Origin of the sequence: Nonomuraea harbinensis (assembly GCF_019396385.1) — a bacterium.
Taxonomy (GTDB): domain Bacteria; phylum Actinomycetota; class Actinomycetes; order Streptosporangiales; family Streptosporangiaceae; genus Nonomuraea; species Nonomuraea ferruginea.
The window spans coordinates 136,366-153,037 of the sequence record NZ_JAHKRN010000004.1; the positions used below are offsets into that span (position 1 = coordinate 136,366).

A 16,672-nucleotide genomic window follows, 5' to 3' on the forward strand; every position below is an offset into this window, starting at 1 on the left:
GCCCGCCGATGACACTGACGGGACGCGCCGGGCTGGTCGCGGCGCTCGGGATCGTGGTGGTGCTGTTCGCCCCGCAGCCCGGCCCCGCGCTGGCCGGGGTGTGCCTGCTGCTGGCCGCCGGGATCATGGTGGACCTGGTGTTCGCGGGCGCGGTGCGGCCGCTGCGCTTCCACCGGTCGGGCGAGCGGCTGGTGCGGCTCGGGCAGCGGGCGACGGTGGAGCTGACGGTCGAGAACCCGGGGAGCAGGCGGGTGCGCGGGGTGCTGCGCGACGCGTGGCCGCCGTCCGCCGGGGCGGCGCCGCGCGAGCTGGCGCTGGACGTGCCGGCCGGCGAGCGCCGCAAGCTGGTCGTGACGCTCACCCCGACCAGGCGCGGCGACCGCGAGTCCGTGGCGGTGACCGTGCGCTCGCGCGGGCCGCTGGGGCTGGCCGCCCGCCAGGGCAACCACTACTCCCCCTGGTCGGTGCGGGTGCTGCCGCCGTTCCTGTCGCGCAAGCACCTGCCGTCCCGGCTGGCCAGGCTGCGCGAGCTGGAAGGTCAGCATCCGGCGCTGGTGCGCGGTCAGGGCACCGAATTCGACTCGCTGCGCGAGTACGTGATCGGCGACGACGTGCGCTCGATCGACTGGCGGGCCACCGCGCGGCGGCACGACGTGGTCGTGCGCACCTGGCGGCCGGAGCGCGACCGGCGGGTGCTGATCGTGCTCGACACCGGCCGCACCTCGGCGGGCCGGGTGGGCGCGGCGCCGATCCCGCTGGCCGGGGCGGTCGCGGACGGCCAGGGCGGGCTGCTGGTGCGTCCCGCGCCGCGTCCCGAGCCCGGATGGCCGCGGCTGGACTGGTCGATGGACGCGGCCCTGCTGCTGGCCGCGCTCGCCGCCAGGGCCGGCGACCGGGTGGACTTCCTGGCCTACGACCGGTCGGTGCGCGCCTGGCTGAGCGGCGCCTCCCGCACCGAGCTGCTGTCGTCGCTGGTCAACGTGATGGCGCCGATCGAGGCCGAGCTGGTCGAGGCGGACGCGCAGGGCATGGTGGCCGCGATCCTGTCCCGGGCCAAGCGCCGCTGCCTGGTGGTGCTGCTCACCGACCTGAACGGGGCCGCGATGGACGAGGGTCTGATGCCGGTGCTGCCTCAGCTCTCCTCGCGCCACCTGGTGCTGGTGGCGGGTGTGTCGGATCCGCGGGTGGCGGCGATGGCCGCCGGACGGGGCACGGCCGAGGAGGTGTACGATGCGGCGGCGGCCGAGCACGCCCGGCTGGAACGCCGGCGGATCACGGCCAGGCTGCGCCGCCACGGCGTCGAGGTGGTCGACGCGCCGCCCGACGACATCGCGCCCGCGCTGGCCGACCACTACCTGGCGCTGAAAGCCGCGGGCCGGCTCTAGCCGCTCGGGGCCACGTCGGGGGCGTCCTCCAGGTCACCGGTCTGGTCGTCGCGGGCCGCGCGGCGTCCGAACGCGATCACGTACCCGAGGAAGACCACCTCGGCGAGCACCCCGATGCCGACGCGGGCGGCGGTGGGGAGCCCGGACGGCGTCACGAACGCCTCGATCAGGCCCGACACGAACAGCACCACGACCAGCCCGAGCGCGACCGCCATCACCGCTCTGCCGTGTTCGGCCAGCACCTCGACGCGTCTGCGCGGGCCTGGCGCGATGACGGTCCAGCCGAGCCGCATGCCGACGGCGGCGGCGAGGAACACGGCCGTGAGCTCCAGCAGGCCGTGCGGGGTGATGAGGCCGAAGAAGATGTCGAGCTTGTCCCTGGAGGCCATGAGGCCGCCCGAGATGCCGACGTTGGCGGCGTTCTGCCAGAGCACGTAGGGAATCGGCAGGCCCAGGAGGACGGCGTAGGCGATGACCTGGAGCGACACCAGCGCGTTGTTGATCCACACGCGGTTGGCGAAGGACGCCGCGGGGTTCTCCGAGTAGTAGTCTGCGAAGTCGTGCTCGACCAGCTGGGTGATCGCCTCCTCGGTGGCGATCGAGGCCTGCACCCGCGGGTCGCCGGCCACCCACGCGCCGAGCGCCCAGGCCACCGCCACGAACGCCAGCGACGTGGCGAGCCACCACCAGCGCGTCCGGTAGGCCACCACCGGGAAAGAGACCGTGAAGAAGCGGACGACCTCCCGCCAGGCCGGGTTGCGGGAGCCGGTGACGGCCGAGCGGGCGCGGGCGACCAGCGCCGACAGCCGGCCGGCCAGCATCGCGTCCGACGAGGAGGAGCGGACGATCGACAGGTGGGTCGACACCCGCTGGTAGAGGTCGACGAGCTCGTCCACCTCGGCCCCCGTCAGGGAGGAGCGGTGCTTGACCAGGTGCTCCAGCCGATCCCATGTCGGGCGGTGGGCCGAGACGAACGCGTCGATGTCCACGTGACCATTCTGGCCGCTCACGCGGGCGGTCATTGCCGTTAGGCTCCACATATGTCAGAGGTTGTGACCGGTGACGCCGTCGTCCTGGAGGTACGGGTAGCGCAGTTCCCCTCGCGCGCCCTGGCCTTCTTCATCGACTACGCCATCCAGATCCTGCTCCTGATCGGAGGGCTGAGCACGCTGCCGTACCTCGCGGCGTTCACCGATCCGGCGATGTTCGCGGCCGTGGTGACCCTGTTCCTGTTCCTGGTCATGGTCGGGTATCCGGTGATCTTCGAGACGGCCACGCGCGGGCGCAGCCTCGGCAAGCTGGCGCTCGGGCTGCGGGTGGTGAGCGACGACGGCAGCCCCGAGCGGTTCCGGCAGGCGCTGTTCCGCGGGCTCGCCGGGCTCGTGGAGTTCTGGGCCTTCTTCGGGGCGCCGGCGCTGATCTCCTCGCTCGTCTCGCAGAAGGGCAAGCGGCTGGGCGACCTGTTCGCCGGGACGATGGTGATCTCGGAGCGGGGGCCGCGCGACAACTCCGACGCCATCGTGATGCCGCCGCAGCTGGCGTCCTGGGCGGCGTCCCTGGAGCTGTCACAGGTGCCGGACGAGGTGGCGACGGCCGCCCGTCACTACATCCTGCGCTGGCATGACCTGTCGCCGCGGATCCAGTACGAGATGGGGGTGCGGATCGCCACCCAGATGGCGTCGTTCGTGTCCCCGGCCGCGCCGCCGGGGGTGCCGCCGCACGCCTACCTCAGCGCCGTGCTCGCCGAGCGCCGTCGCCGCGAGCAGGCCCGCCTGATGCGCCAGGCCGCGCCTCTCCCGTACGCGCCGCAGACCGGCCCGTACGGCCCCCCTCCCGTCCAGCCGGCCCCGTACGGGCCCGCCGCCGGTCCTCAGGGCGGGCCGAATCCGTACGGACCGCCGGCGCCGCCCGCTTCGGAGGGGACCGGCGGGTTCGCGCCGCCGCAATGAGGGGCGCCGGCCCCGGGGAGCCGGGACCGGCGCTGATGGTCGGATCGTGGCCTAGTGGCGGCCCGAGCCTCTACCGGGGTAGGACTCCTGGGTCTGGACGTTGAGGATGTCGCTGCGGACGTGCGACGCCCCCTTGACCAGCGGGTCGTCGATCTTCAGCACGTCGAGGCCGTTGTCGAAGTCGGCCGCGTACACGTACCCGTTGTAGTAGTACGCCGACCAGACACCGCCGCCGCTGCCGTCGGCCTTCGGGCCGCGCTCGAAGTAGCCGAACTCGCGCGGGTTGGCCGGGTCGGTGAAGTCGATGAACGAGACACCGCCCATGTACCAGGCCTGAACCATGATGTTCTTGCCCTTGACCGGGATCAGCGAGCCGTTGTGCGCCACGCAGTTCTCGGTGTCGGCCTGGTGCCGCGGGATCTTGAAGTAGCCCTGGAAGACCAGTTCGCCGCGGTGGATGCGGTAGATGGCGTCCGCGCCGCGGTTCGGCCCCACGGTCTCGTTGCAGGTGGCCGCGCCGCCGCCGCCGAGCTCGTCGGTGAACAGCACCGTCCTGGCGTCGTTGGTGAAGGTCGCCGAGTGCCAGAACGCGAAGTTCTCGTCGGTGGTCCTGGCGGTCACCCGCGGGTTGAGGCGGTCGCGGATGTCGAACAGCACGCCGTCACCCATGCAGGCGCCGGCCGCGATGTCCTTCTCCGCGTAGACGGTGATGTCGTGGCAGCCGGTGGTGGGCACGAGCAGCCCCGGCTGGGTCTCGTTGCCGCCGTCGGGGAAGACGATCGGCGTGGCGGCCACGTGCGCCTGCGTCGGGTTGCGCAGCGGCACCTTGATGATGGAGATCTTGTCGTGCGGGGGCTGGCAGTCGGGCAGGTTGGCCGCCGGCAGGTACGACGAGACGTAGACGTAGACGTTCTTGTTCCGGTCCCGGCCCTTGCCGGGCACCAGGGTCAGGGTGTGGGAGCCGCAGTCGGTCTCGACCGACTTGATGTAGCGCGGGTTGCGCTTGTCGCGGATGTCGAAGATCCGGACGCCCTCCCACGACTCCTTGATCGCGGCGCTCTGCCCGGTGCTGTTGCACGAGTCGTCGCTGCGGGAGCTGTCGACGGCGGCGAACAGCAGGTGGCCGTAGACGCTGAGGTCCATCTGGGCGCCGGGGCAGACGACCGAGCTGACGACCTTGGCCCGCTTCGGGTTCTTGATGTCGTAGATCGAGAATCCGCCGTAGTTGCCGACGTAAGCGTAGTCGCCCTGGAAGGCGATGTCGGTGTTGATGGTGCCGGCGAGCGGCGCCGGCTTGGGGATGTTGAGCACGTGGCTCACGTTCGGGCTGTGGACGATCGTGTCCGCGGGCGGGATGTCACCCGCGGTGGCGGGTAACGCCGTAAGGCTCAGGGCGACGGCTGCGCCTGCCGCGAGCAGCGTTCGGAACATACGGGACATGCAGAGAGCCTCCTTGGTCTCGTGTTTCCTCATGCCGAAGGCGGCGGGGCCCCGGTGAGGTCCCGCCGCCGACGGACGATCAGTGGTGCCCGCGGTCCTTGTAGGACTGCTGGGTCTGGGCGTTGAGGATGTCGAACTTCACGCCGTTGGCCTTGTTGGTCCGCGGGTCGTTGATCTTGAGGACGTCGAGTCCCAGGTTGAAGTCCGAGCCGTAGATGTAGCCGTTGTAGTAGTAGGCCGACCAGTGGCCGCCGCTGAGCGGGTTGGGCGCGTCGGGCCCGCGCTCGAAGAAGGCGATCTCCTGGGCGTTGGCCGGGTCGGTGAAGTCGACGACCGAGATGCCGCCCTGGTACCAGGCCTGGACCATGATGTCCTTGCCCTTGACCGGGATCAGCGAGCCGTTGTGCGCCACGCAGTTCTCGGTGTCGTCCTGGTGCCGCGGGATCTTGAAGTAGCCGCGGAAGGTCATCTGGCCGTCGGCGCCGATGTCGTAGTACGCGTTGGCGCCGCGGTCCGGCCCGATGGCCGCGTTGCAGGTCGCCCTGGTGCCGCCGCCGAGTTCGTCGGTGAAGATCACCCGCGAGCCGCTGTTGTTGAAGGTGGCGGAGTGCCAGAAGGCGAAGTTGGTCTCGTCGCGGACGGTCGCGGTCACCCTCGGGTTCTCCGGGTCACGGATGTCCATGAGGATGCCCTCGCCCATGCAGGCGCCGGCGGCGATGCCCTTCTCCGGGTAGGCGGTGATGTCGTGGCAGCCGGTGGTGGCCGACTTGCCGTTGGGGTACGAGCCGGGCACGCCGGGGAAGCCGCCGTCGGGGAACAGGTTCGGCGTGGCGATGACCGACGCCGAGCCCGGGTCCCGCAGCGGGACCTTGACGATGGAGATCAGGTCGTGCGGCGGCTGGCAGTCGGGGAAGGCCGCGTTCGGGCTGTACGAGGAGATGTAGAGGTAGACGTTCTTGCCGCGGCGGTCGGGGACGAGCGTGTGCGTGTGGGAGCCGCAGTTGGTCTCGACGGACTTGATGTACCGCGGGTTCTTCTTGTCGCGGACGTCGAAGATCCGGATGCCCTCCCACGACTCCTTCACGGCCGCGCTCTGGCCGGTGCTGTTGCAGGAGTCGTCGTTGCGGGAGGAGTCGACGGACCCGAACACCAGGTCACCGTAGACGCTGATGTCCATCTGGCCGCCGGGGCAGACCACGGAGCTGACTACCTTGGCCTTCTTGGGGTTCTTGATGTCGTAGATCGAGAAGCCGTAGTAGTTGCCGACGTAGGCGTAGTCACCCTGGAAGGCCATGTCCGTGTTGATGTCGGCCAGGGCCTCGGGCTTGGGCACGTTGGTGACGTGCGTGATGTTCTGGCTCTTGACGATCTCGCCGGGAGCCGGGATGTCCGCAGCCTGCGCGGGAAGGCCGGCCATCACCAAGGTGAGGGCGGCTCCAGCGAGGACGAGGAACCTGCGGGTGGACGGCACGGGAGGTGTCCTCCTATAAAGGGGGCATAAATGGTGAAATTTTCACCCTTCGACTCCGCTCACGACCAGCACGCAATATGTCAAACATTAGAGCAGGTTGCCCTCTATTAATGATCACCATTCCCTCTTAGAATGCGACGTTCCGACCGAAACCGTCAGGAGGCTGAGTGCGCGCTGCGCTCGTCGTCGTCACCGGTGCCCTCACGATATTCGCCGTTTCCGGCTGCACCTCAGAGACTCAGGCCCCGCGCGCCGACTCGACGGCGCCGGTCATCGCCCCCGGCAAACCCGGCGAGGAGGCCAGGACACTCGCTCCGGGTGAGGCGGTCACCGCCGTGCCCCAGGCGAGCGCGAACGCGGCCGACGTCGCGTACGTCCAGGACATGATCGTCCATCACCAGCAGGCGCTCGACATGGCCATCCTGGCGCCGAACAGGGCGGAGTCGGCCAAGCTCAAGAGCCTCGCCTCGCGGATCAAGGACTCCCAGGGCCCGGAGATCCAGTGGATGCGCACCTGGCTGCAGCAGCAGGGCCAACGGGTGCCCGACCACCACGCCGCGCACGACGGCATGGCCGGCATGGCCACGCCCGAGCAGATGGAGCAGCTGAAAGCGGCGTCGGGCCAGGCGTTCGACCGGCTGTTCCTGGAGCTGATGATCAAGCACCACGAGGGCGCGATCGAGATGTCGACCGAGGTGCTCAAGGGCGGCTCACACCTGCGGATCGAGGAGCTGGCCAACGACGTGGGCGTCACCCAGCTCTCGGAGATCCGGCGGATGCGCGAGATGCAGGCGGCCGGTTAGCGCTAGGAGCCGCTGCGCCAGGAGTGGAGGTAGGACTCCTGGTCACCGGTGAGCACGTCGATGCCGATGCCGGCGGCCACCAGCTTGAGCCTGGCCACCTCCTGGTCGATCTCCTGGGGCACGTCGTACACGCCGGGCGCCATCCCCGCCCGCTCGCGGGCGAGCCAGGCGACGGCGAGCGCCTGCGCGGAGAACGACATGTCCATCACCGCGGCCGGATGGCCCTCGGCGGCGGTGAGGTTGACCACCCGGCCCTCGGCGAGCAGCAGCAGGCGGCGGCCGTCGGGCAGGACGTACTCGTCGGTGTTCGGCCGGATCCCGCGGTGCACCTCGCTCGCCAGCTCGTCCAGCGCCCGCACGTCGATCTCCACGTCGAAGTGGCCGGCGTTGGCCAGGATCGCCCCGTCCTTCATGGCCGCCACGTGCGCGGCCGTGATCACGTCGCGGTTGCCGGTGACGGTGATGAACACGTCGCCCGCCGGGGCCGCCTGCTCCATCGGGCGCACCTCGTACCCCTGGAGGGTGGCGTCGAGTGCCTTGACCGCGTCGATCTCCGTCACGATCACCCGCGCGCCCAGCCCCTTGGCCCGCTCGGCCACGCCGCGCCCGCAGTAGCCGAACCCGGCGACCACGACCGTGCTCCCGGCCAGCATGGTGTTGGTGGCCCGCATGATGCCGTCGAGCGTCGACTGGCCGGTGCCGTAACGGTTGTCGAACATCCGCTTGGTCCGGGTGTCGTTGACCGCCACCATCGGGAAGCGCAGCGCCCCCTCGGCGGCCATCTGCCGGAGCCTGATGACGCCGGTGGTGGTCTCCTCGCACCCGCCCGACACCCCGTCGAGCAGATCGGTGCGCTCGGTGTGGAGGATGTTGACCAGGTCGCAGCCGTCGTCGAGCACCAGGTCGGGCCGCACGTCGAGGGCCTGGTGGATGTGGCGGTAGTAGGTGGCCCGGTCGACGCCCGCCCTGGCGTGCACGGCCACGCCGTAGCCGCGCAGCGCCTCCGCCACGTCGTCCTGCGTCGACAGCGGGTTGGAGGCGGCCAGCGCGATCTCCGCGCCGCCCGCCTTGAGCGTGCCCATCAGGACCGCGGTCTCGGCCGTGACGTGCAGGCACGCGGCCACCCGCAGCCCGTCGAGCGGCCGCTCGGCGGCGAACCGCTCCCCGAGCGCGGTCAGCACCGGCATCGAACGGGCGGCCCACGAGATGTGCCGCTCCCCGCTCTCCCACAGATCCATGCAAGCCTTCAGACACCAAGGCTCCGGAGGGGCGCCCGCCCCTCCGGAGCATCGAACACGCCGGAGATCAGTAGCGGTAGTGGTCGGGCTTGTACGGGCCCTCGACGTGGACGCCGATGTAGGCCGCCTGCTCCTTGGTCAGCTGGGTGAGCTTGACGCCGAGGGCGTCGAGGTGCAGCCTGGCGACCTTCTCGTCGAGGTGCTTGGGCAGCACGTAGACGTCGATCGGGTAGTCCTCCGTCTTGGTGAACAGCTCGATCTGCGCGATCACCTGGTTGGTGAACGAGTTGGACATGACGAACGACGGGTGGCCGGTGGCGCAGCCGAGGTTCATCAGCCGGCCCTCGGCGAGCACGAGGATGGAGTGACCGTCGGCGAACACCCACTCGTCGACCTGCGGCTTGATGTTGCGCCGCTCGATGCCGGGGGTCTTGGCCAGGCCGGCCATGTCGATCTCGTTGTCGAAGTGGCCGATGTTGGACACGATCGCCTGGTGCTTCATCCGCGCCATGTGGTCGGCAGTGATGATGTTGAAGTTGCCGGTGGTGGTGACGAAGATGTCGGCGATGCCGACGACGTCGTCCAGCGTGGTCACCTGGAAGCCGTCCATGGCCGCCTGGAGCGCGCAGATCGGGTCGATCTCGGTGACGATGACCCGGGCGCCCTGGCCGCGCAGCGCGTCGGCGCAGCCCTTGCCGACGTCGCCGTAGCCGCACACCACGGCCACCTTGCCGCCGATGAGCACGTCGGTGGCGCGGTTGAGGCCGTCGATGACGGAGTGGCGGCAGCCGTACTTGTTGTCGAACTTGGACTTGGTGACCGAGTCGTTGACGTTGATCGCCGGGAACAGCAGCTGGCCGTTCTTGTGCATCTCGTAGAGACGGTGCACGCCGGTGGTGGTCTCCTCGGTGACGCCCTTGATGCCCTCGGCGATCCGGGTCCAGCGCTTCTCGTCGGTGACGGTGCGCTTGAGGAGGCCGATGATGACGTGCCACTCCTCGGGGTCCGCGTCGGTGGCGTCCGGCACGAAGCCGGCCTTCTCGTACTCGGCGCCCTTGTGGACCAGGAGCGTGGCGTCGCCGCCGTCGTCGAGGATCATGTTGGGGCCGTCGGCGCCGGGCCAGGTGAGCGCCTGCTCGGTGCACCACCAGTATTCCTCTAGCGTCTCGCCCTTCCAGGCGAACACGGGCACGCCCTTGGGGTCGTCGGCGGTGCCGTCGGGGCCGACGACGACGGCGGCGGCGGCGTGGTCCTGGGTGGAGAAGATGTTGCAGCTCACCCAGCGCACCTCGGCGCCGAGCGCGACCAGCGTCTCGATGAGGACGGCGGTCTGGATGGTCATGTGCAGGGAGCCCATGATCTTCGCGCCGCGGAGGGGCTGGGAGGCCGCGTGTTCACGGCGGATCGCCATGAGGCCGGGCATCTCGTGCTCGGCGAGCCGGATCTCCTTGCGGCCGAACTCGGCCAGTGAAAGGTCGGCGACCTTGAAGTCCATCTGCGTTACCCCTCGCGTCATCGTGTGGTCGCGGACGAGTCTAGGCGGCAGTCCGGCAAGGTCGCACCCCGAGACCCCGGAAGTTGACGTAAGAATGTAAGAATGCGAATCACGGAAGCGGCCAAGCGGCTCGGCATGTCCCCCAGGATGCTCCGCTACCGGGAAGCTCTCGGGCTGCTGCCACCGGTGCGCGGTCGCGGCGCGCACCGGCGTTTCGGCCCTGAGGAGCTCGCCGCCGTCGCCCACGCGGTGGAGCTGGAGAAGCGGTTCGACGTCTCACCGGCCGAGCTGGCGTTCGCGCTGCGCGCGCTCAGCGAGCCGGCCGTCGCCGCGAGCGTGCGCGAGCTGGGCGTGCGCATCGGCCGCATCCAGGTGCCGCGCAGGGCGCTGGACTTCGAGAAGGAGAAGGCGCTGCGCCTGCTGCGAACCCCGGCCGCCGGCGATACGTCGAACAGGGCATGAAGGAGCTGCTGCTGGCCACCGTGCTCACCACAGGGCTGGCCCTCACCCCCGCGCAGACCACCGCCGACGTCCAGGTCTACTTCTCCATGGGGCACGGGGTGCCCGGCAAGGTCGTGCCGGTCACCAGGACCTCCCCGCACGCCGGCGTCGCCAGGTTCGCCGTCGAACAGCTCATCAAGGGCCCCACCGCCGCCGAGCGGCGCCGCGGCCTGCACTCCGAGCTGACCGGCAAGCTCCGCGGCCGCTCCGACTGCGGCGCCGACTTCACGCTGAAGATCCGCAAGGGCACCGCCACGCTCCGCTTCTGCCGCACGGTCTGGGGCTCGGGAGTCGGCTCCGACGCCCGGGCGCTGCGTACGATCGAGGCGACGCTCAAGCAGTTCGCCACCGTCAAGAAGGTCGTGACGCTGGCCAGAGACGGCCGGTGCCTGTTCGACCAGACCGACTCGGGCAGGTCGTGCGTCACCGGCCACGAGTGACCGGTCAGGCCGTGGGCGACACCTCACGGTCGAGGTCGGGCTCCAGGTAGATGACGCGGGCGATCGGCACCGCCTCGCGGATGCGCCGCTCGGCCTCGTCGATGCCCTGGGCGATCTCCGGCGCGGTGTCGGACCGCGTCACCGCGATCTTGGCGGCCACCAGCAGCTCCTCCGGGCCGATGTGCAGCGTCTTCATGTGGATGACGCGGTCGACCTGCGAGGAGGCTTCGAGCGCGGCGCGGATGCGGCCCTCCATCTCGGGGGCGGCGCTCTCGCCGAGCAGCAGCGACTTGGTCTCCACGGCCAGGATCACCGAGATGACGGCGAGCAGGGCGCCGATCATGAGGGTGCCGACGGCGTCCCAGACCGGGTTGCCCGTCACCACGGCCATCGTCACGCCGAACAGCGCGAAGATCAGGCCGAGCAGCGCGCCGAGGTCCTCCAGCAGGATGACGGGCAGCTCGGGCGCCTTGGACCGGCGGATGAACGCCATCCACCCCTGGTCGCCGCGGACCGCGTTGGCCTCGATGATGGCCGTGCGGAACGAGAAGATCTCGGCGATGATCGCGAAGATCAGCACGCCGAACGCCCAGCCGGGCGAGGTGAGCGGCTCGGCGTGGGTCAGCTTGTGATAGCCCTCGTACAGCGAGAACAGCGCGCCGATCGCGAACAGCACCACGGCCACCACGAACGCGTAGAAGTAGCGCTCGCGCCCGTAGCCGAACGGGTGCTCGCGGGTGCTGGCCCGCTTGGCCCGCTTGCCGCCCAGCAGCAGCAACGCCTGGTTGCCCGAGTCGGCGACGGAGTGGATGCCCTCGGCCAGCATCGACGACGACCCGGTGAAGGCCGCCGCCACGAACTTCGCGACCGCGATGGACATGTTCGCGGCCAGAGCCGCGATGATTGCTTTGGTTCCGCCGCTCGCACTCACCGGTCGTCTCCAGTCATACGATCACAAAGTTTTGGACGGATGGATCCTAGTGGGAAATCCGAGCCCTCAACTCCGTGATCGGCCGCACCGGGGTCGGGTCGACGCCGTAACCCAGCGCGAGATAGGTGCTCGCGAAATCCGTAAGCCCGATCAGCGAGGCCAGCCGCTCCAGCGGATGGTCGCCGTCGGACGCCAGCTCGGTGACCCGCACGTCGCGATCCTGCGCGACCCGTAGGACCGCCTCCCTCGTGCTGGTCACCCGGGGGTGCTCCTCCATGTCGCGCAGCAGCACCAGCCGGAGCGTCCGTGAGGAGGTGTCGGCGAAGATGTCGCGCTCGGCCAGCGGCCCGTCGAGCACCGCCACCTGGTTGTGGCCTGCCTCGGGCAGTTCGCCGGCCATCGCGGGATATTTGGCGTTCTCGTTCAGCCGGTGGGCGAAACGGGTGGCCGCCACGGTGGCCAGCGGGGACGAGCCCCAGATCATCGGCACGGATTCGGCCAGGTCCATCGCCAGCGCCTTGCCGGGGTTGATGAACGAGTCGCTGGACGGCCGGCACCGATGCGCGATGTCTTCGAGCGTCCTGGCAACCCGCTCGTAGACCGTCGGCTCGGCCCGCACCAGCCTCAGCGAGGCGGCGGCCACCACCAGCGGGGTCGTCACGAGCCACAGGTCGGCCCTGGGCCGGCGGCCGGTGGGGATCGCCACGTGGAGCGAGGACGACTGGACCGCCACCGCCTCCAGGGCGGACCCCGCGGGCCCGACCGCGAGGAGCGTGCAGCCGCGCCGCACCGCCTCGGCCGCCATGGCGAGCGTCTCTCCGGTCTCTCCGGACCAGGAGACGGCGATCACCAGGTCGGTCGCGCCCACCCAGCCGGGGAGCTGGTAGGAGCGCACCGTGACCACGGGGATCGGAGCGCCGGGCCCGCACACCGCGGCCAGGATGTCTCCCGCGAGGGCGGAGCCCCCCATGCCCGCGACCACGACCGCCCTCGGCCGCACGTTCGCGGAGAGGCGGTCGACGCCGGACTCGACCGCGCACCGATAGCCGGTGCGGACCTGGGCGGCGGAGTCGGCGACCGCGCGGAGCATGCCGCCGGGGTCGCCCTCGGTGAGGTGATGCGTGTCGTCGAGCCGCTCGGGCTCCCAGGTCACGGCTTCCTGGCCTCGTCGACGAGCAGGACGGGGATGTCGTCACGGACGGGATAGACCAGGCCGCAACCGGTGCAGGCCAGCTCCTCGGCCTCGCCTTCGGCGCGGAGCGGCGCCTTGCACGCCGGGCACGCCAGGATCTCCAGCAGCCAGTCGTCGATCTTCACTGTTGAACCTCTCTCAGCAGGTCGAGGACCTCGTCCCGGACCGCCGTCATCGTGGTCTCGTCGGCCGCTTCGGCGTTGAGCCTGAGCAGCGGCTCGGTGTTGGACGCGCGCAGGTTGAACCACCAGCCGTCGCCGCTCACGGTGAGCCCGTCGAGCTCGTCGGCCTCGCCCCGGCCGCCGAACGCCGAGCGCACGCGGCGCACGGCCGCGTCCTGGTCGGCGACCGTGCTGTTGATCTCGCCCGAGGCGTGGTAGCGGGAGTAGGCGGACACCACCCGCGACAACGGGTCGGGCTGCTCGCCGAGCGCCGCCAGCACGTGCAGCGCGGCCAGCATGCCGGAGTCGGCGAACCAGAAGTCGCGGAAGTAGTAATGAGCGGAGTGTTCGCCGCCGAAGACGGCACCGGTGCGGGCCATCTCGGCCTTGATGAACGAGTGGCCGACGCGGGTGCGGACCGGGTCGCCGCCGTGCTCGCGGACGATCTCCGGCACGCCGCGCGAGGTGATCAGGTTGTGGATGACCGTCGCGCCGGGGTGTTTGGCCAGCTCACGCACCGCCACCAGGGCCGTGATCGCGGACGGCGAGACGGACTCGCCGCGCTCGTCGACCACCCAGCACCGGTCGGCGTCGCCGTCGAAGGCCAGGCCGATCTCGGCGCCTTCCGCCACCACGGCCCGCTGCAGATCGACCAGGTTGGCCGCCTCCAGCGGGTTGGCGTCGTGGTTGGGGAAGGAGCCGTCGAGCTCGAAGTAGAGCGGGGTGAGGTCGATCGGCAGCCCGGCGAGGACCTCGGGGACGGTGTGGCCGCCCATGCCGTTGCCGGCGTCGACCACGACCTTGAGCCGCCTGATGCCCGACAGGTCGACGAGCGTGCGCAGGTGGTCGGCGTAGCCCGGCAGCAGGTCCTTCTCGATCAGCGACCCGGTGGGCGTGGCCGTGACGCCGACCAGCTCGGCCGCCCGGTCGCGGATCTCGGTGAGCCCGGTGTCGCCGCCGATCGGCACCGCGCCCGCGCGGCACATCTTCATCCCGTTGTACTGCGCGGGATTGTGGCTGGCCGTGAACATCACGCCCGGCAACCCCAGGCTGCCGCTGGCGTAGTAGAGCAGGTCGGTGGAGCCCAGCCCGGCGTGCACCACGTCGGCGCCGCGGGAACGGGCGCCCCGGACGAACGCGTCGGCCAGCACCGGGGACGACTCGCGCATGTCGTGGGCGAGGACCATCGACCGGGCGCCGGTCACCTCGACGAACGCCGCCCCCACGGCCTCGGCCACCGGCTCGTCGAACTCGTCGGGCACCAGGCCACGAACGTCATACGCCTTGAAGATCCTGGCGAGATCGCCCATCCAGCTCCGCCCCTAGGTCGTCACTCCGGCTAGAGCCGAGCCTACCGGTCGCGGTGCTGCTGGGCCGACCTCAGAACACGCAGGTGTCCGCGCCGCCCGACCTCGACTCCCTGGCCGACGGGCTCCCCCACGCCGGATCCGCTGGGCCTGGCCGCCTCCCTGACCGCGTTGGCCAGCGCTTCGAGATCGTCGGTGCTCGGTGTGGCGCCGTCGGTGGGCAGACGCACCACCTCCCAGCCGCGGGGGGCGGTGAGCCGCTCGGCGTGTTCGGCGCACAGGTCATAACAGTGCGGCTCGGCGTACGTCGCCAGAGGGCCGAGAACTGCGGTCGAATCGGCGTATACGTACGTGAGCGTGAAGACGGCAGGCTGACTGCAGGCGGTGCGGGAACAGCGGCGGACGGGGCTCACGGAGGGACCGTATCTGGTAAGGGGGCGGGACGCCACTATCTGAGCGCTCTTAAAAGGCGTGTCGCCACAATTCGGACAGCTGTCGCAGCCTTTCCACCTACATGCACCGATGCCGGTGTTCTTCGCCGGGGGCGGCTTACACTTGCCGTGTGACTAGCAAGCGCGGTCCTCGACGGCGCGACAGGCACGGCCGCGGCCTGCGCGGCCCGATCGCCCCTTCCTACGTTCCCATGGCCCGTGCCCGCAGCGAGCGCTTCGACGACCTGGTGCTCGACGCGGTCGACCGGCTCAGGCCGAAGTGGGGCAGGCAGCTGTCGTCGGTGGAGTTCGCGGTGGAGGAGGTGCCGCCGCTCAGCGAGCTGGACGACGGGCCCGGCTTCGGCGCCGACCCGATCCCGCTCGGCCGCGCCGACACGGCCAGGGGGCAGGACCCGGCGTCCATCGTCCTCTACCGGCGCCCGCTGGAGGCCCGCGCCCGCGACCGCGACACGCTGGGCGCCCTCGTCCACGACACCGTGGTGGAGCAGGTCGCCTCCCTCCTCGGCCTGTCCCCCGAGACCGTCGACCCGGGCTACGACGAACGCCGCTGACAGCCGCGGCAGGTCAGGGAAGGACCGCACGGGGAGTGTCGGTGAGCGGCCGGAGCACGGTCCAGAGCCGGGCGGGGGCCAGGGGCTGAGCCGTGATCAGGAGACCGCTCCTGAGCCGCTCCTCCATCACCCGCCCCCCGTACACCCGTCCCGACACCGGCGTGACCACCACCGCGTACGCGCCCTCGCCCTTCAGCCGCACGTTCCTGGTCCGGTCCGCCGGCACCGTCACGTCGATCGGCGCGGGCGGTTCGCCGCTCTCCGGCACCACCTGCACCCGCACCTTCCCCGCGGCGCCCGGCGCGGTCAGCACCAGCCGGGAGCTCGCGCCGTTGGCGGCCACCGCGCTGCCCAGGTCGAGAGAGGGCGTGCCGGCGGTGAACGCCACGTCCGGCTGCCGCCCCGTACCCGTGATCACCACGCCCGCCACCACCGGCGCCGTCGAGGTGAGCACCAGGGCGGCCGACTCGCCGCCGATGCCGGTGGTCACGTCGAGCGGCAGCACGCTGCCCGCCGGCACGTCGACGGACTCCCTGCCGCGCATCGCGTACGCGGCGCCCTCGGTCACGGCCTTGATCGTCACGGTCGCGTCGGTCTCGCCGGGCGCGGCGACCAGCAGCTCACGACGCCCGCCGCCGCCGGGGACCGCGGGCACCACGACCTCGGTCGCCGGGGCCGCGGCCGGGGGCAGCCAGTCGACGCCGCCGGTCTCCAGCACCGCCCTGGCCGAGACCGCCAGCCTCCCGGTGAACGTCTTCACGCTGACCGCCATCACGTCGGCGGCGTCGGCCAGCGTGCGGAGGTCGATCTGGCGGTGCTCGCCGGGCTCGATCTCCAGCCCGAGGCCCCTTTCGCCGGAGACGGGCCCCTCCGCCGCGTACACCTCGACGTCGGCGAAGGCGGGCGCCTTGTCGGCGTTGACCAGGTGCAACGTGACGCGGGCGCGGGCGGGTCCCGGCCCGACGAGCCAGCTCTCGGCGGCGGGCTCGGCGCACCGCACCCCGGCCAGCCCGCGCCCGGCGCCGCTGGTCGTCCGCGTGATGTAGCCGGCCTCCAGTCCGCCGGGGCCGCTCACCGTGTACGGTTCCGCGTCCCTCATCGGCTCCCGTGACAGCGTCCCCGGCAGGTAGACGCTGACGTCCTCACCTCGTGTGGCGGGACAGGCCGCGGTCGCCGCCTCCACCGCCACCTTCCTCGGCTGCGCCTCCACCGGCCGCTCCGCCGCCGGCCTGGTCACGTACGCGACCCCGTACAGACCGGCGAGCACCCCCACCACCAGCAAGACCAGCCCGAACCGCCCGGCCGCGAACCTCCTCACACCCCACCCCCCAGCCGAGACCGACCGACCACCCACCG

17 protein-coding genes are annotated in these 16,672 nt (G+C 71.0%); 6 read left to right on the top strand and 11 right to left on the bottom strand.

The features are described from left to right. Window positions 1–8: 8 nt before the first annotated feature. Window positions 9–1,385 (top strand): DUF58 domain-containing protein, encoded by a 1,377-nt coding sequence (locus KME79_RS05645; protein ID WP_219543563.1) that lies wholly within the window; start codon window positions 9–11, stop codon window positions 1,383–1,385. Here the strand turns inward: KME79_RS05645 and KME79_RS05650 are convergent. Further along, window positions 1,382–2,374, bottom strand: coding sequence for a stage II sporulation protein M (locus tag KME79_RS05650; RefSeq protein ID WP_219543693.1), 993 nt, complete (start codon window positions 2,372–2,374; stop codon window positions 1,382–1,384). The two genes, KME79_RS05645 and KME79_RS05650, sit on opposite strands and share 4 nt — an antisense overlap. A 51-nt stretch (window positions 2,375–2,425) precedes the next feature. Here KME79_RS05650 and KME79_RS05655 point away from each other — a divergent pair, with 51 nt between their 5' ends. Then, window positions 2,426–3,334 carry an RDD family protein gene (locus KME79_RS05655; protein WP_246639341.1) on the top strand — a complete coding sequence of 303 codons (909 nt, stop codon included), beginning with the start codon at window positions 2,426–2,428 and terminating at the stop codon, window positions 3,332–3,334. A 51-nt stretch (window positions 3,335–3,385) separates the two neighbouring features. Here KME79_RS05655 and KME79_RS05660 read toward each other — a convergent pair whose 3' ends face one another. After that, on the bottom strand, window positions 3,386–4,774 hold the full coding sequence (locus tag KME79_RS05660) for an LVIVD repeat-containing protein (RefSeq protein WP_219543564.1): 1,389 nt from the start codon (window positions 4,772–4,774) through the stop codon (window positions 3,386–3,388). Between the two features lie 79 nt (window positions 4,775–4,853). Next, window positions 4,854–6,191 carry an LVIVD repeat-containing protein gene (locus KME79_RS05665; protein ID WP_219543694.1) on the bottom strand — a complete coding sequence of 446 codons (1,338 nt, stop codon included), beginning with the start codon at window positions 6,189–6,191 and terminating at the stop codon, window positions 4,854–4,856. Window positions 6,192–6,412: 221 nt separating this feature from the next. On the opposite strand from KME79_RS05665, the gene KME79_RS44585 reads away from it, so the two are divergent. Next, window positions 6,413–7,048: a DUF305 domain-containing protein gene (locus KME79_RS44585; RefSeq protein ID WP_148034230.1), complete on the top strand. Its 636-nt coding sequence runs from the start codon at window positions 6,413–6,415 to the stop codon at window positions 7,046–7,048. A gap of 2 nt (window positions 7,049–7,050) precedes the next feature. Here the strand turns inward: KME79_RS44585 and KME79_RS05675 are convergent, their stop codons facing one another. After that, window positions 7,051–8,286: an adenosylhomocysteinase gene (locus tag KME79_RS05675; RefSeq protein ID WP_148034231.1), complete on the bottom strand. Its 1,236-nt coding sequence runs from the start codon at window positions 8,284–8,286 to the stop codon at window positions 7,051–7,053. Between the two features lie 67 nt (window positions 8,287–8,353). After that, on the bottom strand, window positions 8,354–9,781 hold the full coding sequence (ahcY, locus tag KME79_RS05680) for an adenosylhomocysteinase (protein ID WP_219543565.1): 1,428 nt from the start codon (window positions 9,779–9,781) through the stop codon (window positions 8,354–8,356). A gap of 102 nt (window positions 9,782–9,883) precedes the next feature. Here ahcY and KME79_RS05685 point away from each other — a divergent pair, with 102 nt between their 5' ends. Together KME79_RS05685 and KME79_RS05690 are read left to right on the top strand one after the other, a co-directional pair. Beyond that, entirely contained in the window at window positions 9,884–10,243 is a 360-nt protein-coding gene (locus KME79_RS05685) for a MerR family transcriptional regulator (protein WP_148034233.1), read from the top strand. Then, window positions 10,240–10,722, top strand: a complete 483-nt coding sequence (locus tag KME79_RS05690) for a GerMN domain-containing protein (protein ID WP_219543566.1) — start codon at window positions 10,240–10,242, stop codon at window positions 10,720–10,722. Before KME79_RS05685 ends, KME79_RS05690 begins: the two co-directional genes overlap by 4 nt. Before the next feature lie 4 nt (window positions 10,723–10,726). Here KME79_RS05690 and KME79_RS05695 read toward each other — a convergent pair whose 3' ends face one another. From KME79_RS05695 to KME79_RS05715, 5 genes are read right to left on the bottom strand one after another with little or no spacing between them, the layout of a single operon-like run. Continuing rightward, complete coding sequence (locus KME79_RS05695) at window positions 10,727–11,653, bottom strand: cation diffusion facilitator family transporter (protein ID WP_219543567.1); 927 nt, start codon at window positions 11,651–11,653, stop codon at window positions 10,727–10,729. A 46-nt stretch (window positions 11,654–11,699) separates the two neighbouring features. After that, window positions 11,700–12,806: an SIS domain-containing protein gene (locus KME79_RS05700; protein ID WP_148034236.1), complete on the bottom strand. Its 1,107-nt coding sequence runs from the start codon at window positions 12,804–12,806 to the stop codon at window positions 11,700–11,702. After that, complete coding sequence (locus KME79_RS05705) at window positions 12,803–12,970, bottom strand: Trm112 family protein (RefSeq protein ID WP_219543568.1); 168 nt, start codon at window positions 12,968–12,970, stop codon at window positions 12,803–12,805. The genes KME79_RS05700 and KME79_RS05705 overlap by 4 nt, the downstream gene beginning before the upstream one ends. Then, window positions 12,967–14,316 (bottom strand): phosphomannomutase/phosphoglucomutase, encoded by a 1,350-nt coding sequence (locus KME79_RS05710; RefSeq protein ID WP_219543569.1) that lies wholly within the window; start codon window positions 14,314–14,316, stop codon window positions 12,967–12,969. The genes KME79_RS05705 and KME79_RS05710 overlap by 4 nt, the downstream gene beginning before the upstream one ends. A 41-nt stretch (window positions 14,317–14,357) precedes the next feature. Then, window positions 14,358–14,726: a DUF3499 domain-containing protein gene (locus KME79_RS05715; protein ID WP_148034239.1), complete on the bottom strand. Its 369-nt coding sequence runs from the start codon at window positions 14,724–14,726 to the stop codon at window positions 14,358–14,360. 149 nt (window positions 14,727–14,875) lie between these two features. Here KME79_RS05715 and KME79_RS05720 point away from each other — a divergent pair, with 149 nt between their 5' ends. Next, entirely contained in the window at window positions 14,876–15,316 is a 441-nt protein-coding gene (locus tag KME79_RS05720) for a metallopeptidase family protein (protein ID WP_308248802.1), read from the top strand. A 13-nt stretch (window positions 15,317–15,329) separates the two neighbouring features. Here KME79_RS05720 and KME79_RS05725 read toward each other — a convergent pair whose 3' ends face one another. Continuing rightward, window positions 15,330–16,634 carry a DUF5719 family protein gene (locus KME79_RS05725; RefSeq protein WP_219543571.1) on the bottom strand — a complete coding sequence of 435 codons (1,305 nt, stop codon included), beginning with the start codon at window positions 16,632–16,634 and terminating at the stop codon, window positions 15,330–15,332. Window positions 16,635–16,672 lie beyond the last annotated feature (38 nt).

Excerpts from the sequence above, each read along its gene's own strand:
- KME79_RS05665 (WP_219543694.1), bottom strand. The coding sequence starts at position 6,191 with ATGGCCGGCCTTCCCGCGCAGGCTGCGGACATCCCGGCTCCCGGCGAG.
- KME79_RS05690 (WP_219543566.1), top strand. The coding sequence starts at position 10,240 with ATGAAGGAGCTGCTGCTGGCCACCGTGCTCACCACAGGGCTGGCCCTC.
- KME79_RS05710 (WP_219543569.1), bottom strand. The coding sequence starts at position 14,316 with ATGGGCGATCTCGCCAGGATCTTCAAGGCGTATGACGTTCGTGGCCTG.
- KME79_RS05660 (WP_219543564.1), bottom strand. The coding sequence starts at position 4,774 with ATGTCCCGTATGTTCCGAACGCTGCTCGCGGCAGGCGCAGCCGTCGCC.
- KME79_RS05645 (WP_219543563.1), top strand. The coding sequence starts at position 9 with ATGACACTGACGGGACGCGCCGGGCTGGTCGCGGCGCTCGGGATCGTG.
- KME79_RS05675 (WP_148034231.1), bottom strand. The coding sequence starts at position 8,286 with ATGGATCTGTGGGAGAGCGGGGAGCGGCACATCTCGTGGGCCGCCCGT.
- ahcY (WP_219543565.1), bottom strand. The coding sequence starts at position 9,781 with ATGGACTTCAAGGTCGCCGACCTTTCACTGGCCGAGTTCGGCCGCAAG.
- KME79_RS05655 (WP_246639341.1), top strand. The coding sequence starts at position 2,426 with ATGTCAGAGGTTGTGACCGGTGACGCCGTCGTCCTGGAGGTACGGGTA.
- KME79_RS05685 (WP_148034233.1), top strand. The coding sequence starts at position 9,884 with ATGCGAATCACGGAAGCGGCCAAGCGGCTCGGCATGTCCCCCAGGATG.